Origin of the sequence: Fulvivirga aurantia (genome assembly GCF_009711475.1) — a bacterium.
Taxonomy (GTDB): domain Bacteria; phylum Bacteroidota; class Bacteroidia; order Cytophagales; family Cyclobacteriaceae; genus Fulvivirga; species Fulvivirga aurantia.
In genome coordinates, this window is the sequence record NZ_SMMD01000401.1 from 1 (window position 1) to 2,375 (window position 2,375).

Here is a 2,375-nt window from a genome sequence, read left to right on the forward strand (position 1 = left end):
TACAACATTATGATTTGTTGTATCTTTTTCTTTCGTTTTCGTCAAGATAGATTTTTCTCATTCTAATCGACTTAGGCGTAACTTCAAGATACTCATCTTTCTGTATGTACTCCATGGCCTCTTCGAGTGAGAATTTTCTTGCAGGAGCAATTTTAGCGTTATTATCAGAACCTGAAGCTCTCATGTTTGTAAGCTTCTTACCCTTCTGAATATTGATAACAAGATCATTGTCTCTTGAGTGTTCTCCAATAACCTGCCCCATATAAAGGTCTTCCCCTGGATCAACGAAGAATACACCTCTATCCTGAAGTTTATCTATTGAATAGGCAGTGCCCGGTCCAGACTCCATGCTTATTAGAGATCCGTTTATTCGGCCTCCAATATTGCCTTTGTAAGGCGCATATTCTTTAAATCTATGAGTCATGATAGCTTCACCAGCTGATGCAGTCAGAACATTGTTTCTTAAACCGATAAGACCACGTGCAGGAATGTCAAATTCGAGGTGCTGTAAATCGCCTTTAGGCTCCATAACCTGAAGTTCAGCTTTCTTTTGTGTAGCTAATTCAATAACCTTTCCAGAATATTCATCCGGTACATCAACTACCAAGTGCTCAATAGGCTCGCATTTTACACCATCAATTTCTTTTGTTATTACCTGAGGCTGACCTACCTGAAGTTCGTAACCCTCACGTCTCATGGTCTCAATCAATACAGACAAGTGAAGTATACCTCTACCAAAAACATTAAACTTGTCCTCAGACTCAGTTTCTTCTACGCGCAAGGCAAGGTTCTTTTCAGTTTCTTTAAAAAGTCTATCTCTTACGTGTCTTGAGGTCACATACTTACCCTCTTTACCGAAGAATGGTGAGTTGTTGATGGTGAAAAGCATACTCATGGTAGGCTCATCTATAGCAATTCGTGGTAAAGGTTCCGGATTTTCGAAATCAGATACTGTATCACCAAGATCAAATCCTTCTACACCCACAAGGGCACATATGTCCCCTGAGCTTGCAGACTCTACTTTCATTTTGCCAAGGCCTTCGAAAGTGTGAACCTCTTTAATTTTAACTTTCTTTACAGATCCGTCTTTTTTACAAAGGCCTAAAGTATCTCCTTCTTTGATTGTACCTCTGTGAATTCTACCTACAGCTATTCTTCCTACAAAAGATGAGAAATCTAATGAAGTGATTTGCATTTGAGGTTTACCTTCATTTTTAGGTGCCTCCGGTATGTATTCCAAGATTGCGTCTAGAAGCGGTAAGATATTATCGGTAGGCTGTTTCCAGTCGTTGCTCATCCAGCCGTGCTTAGAAGATCCGTAAAGTGTTGGAAAATCTAATTGCTCTTCTGTGGCATCGAGATTAAACATTAGATCAAATACCTGCTCGTGCACTTCATCAGGTCGGCAGTTATCTTTATCTACTTTGTTGACTACCACTATTGGCTTAAGACCCAGGTCTAAAGCTTTGCCCAAAACGAAACGTGTTTGAGGCATCGGTCCTTCAAAAGCATCAACAAGTAATAAAACTCCATCAGCCATTTTAAGAACTCGCTCTACTTCACCACCGAAGTCTGCGTGACCGGGAGTATCTATGATATTAATTTTAACGTCTTTGTATCTGACAGAAACGTTTTTGGAAACAATCGTGATTCCACGCTCTTTTTCCAGGTCCTCATTGTCGAGGATAAGTTCACCTGAGTCTTCGTTTTCACGAAGAATTTGTGAGGCGTGAATAATTTTGTCAACCAGAGTAGTTTTACCATGGTCAACGTGAGCTATTATAGCTACATTTCTAAGACTTTGCATTGGCTAAAAATTAAGCTGCAAAGCTAACAAACTAAAGGCACAATGCTATTACCTGCTTGTTAATTAAATATATTTTAATTCATAAATTCAACATGTAAGTTTTTGATACTTAATTGGTTGAATTTATTGGTTTTGTGCAATCATACTTCTAAAAGTCATATGAATTTTGCACCTGGCTCTGAATTCGTTTCAGAAAAGTGATAACAATTTGTAGTAAATCATACCAAAATCGTTGACTTTATGTCTGTATATTTTGGGTATGAGTTTGGTTTAGTGGTTCGAGTAATTGGTGTATTTACTTAATTCCACTGCTCACTGTCTTCCATCGCGTAGGCCTTTAATGGTTCCTCAGATGGCTTTTCAATTTTAGCTTGGTTATCTCTATAAGTTGTTTTATTTACTGTAATAAAAGCAAAAGAGATAGCAACTGCGAATACTGCGATTAGTATGGTGATTTTAGATTTCATGGTATTTTAAGCTTATAATTATAAGAATGTTGTATAGTTTTAATCCCATTGATTAGCGTCCTCTTGACCAGCGTTTTTACCAGCTGCAGTGCCTTCTGTCA

At 38.1% G+C, this 2,375-nt stretch carries 2 protein-coding genes; both read right to left on the reverse strand.

What is annotated here, in order from left to right; translation table 11 throughout:
* Positions 1 to 7: 7 nt before the first annotated feature.
* Positions 8 to 1,807: a translational GTPase TypA gene (gene typA, locus E1176_RS02250; RefSeq protein ID WP_155208951.1), complete on the reverse strand. Its 1,800-nt coding sequence runs from the start codon at positions 1,805 to 1,807 to the stop codon at positions 8 to 10.
* 299 nt (positions 1,808 to 2,106) lie between these two features.
* Entirely contained in the window at positions 2,107 to 2,274 is a 168-nt protein-coding gene (locus E1176_RS02255; RefSeq protein ID WP_155208952.1) for a hypothetical protein, read from the reverse strand.
* Positions 2,275 to 2,375: the final 101 nt, after the last annotated feature.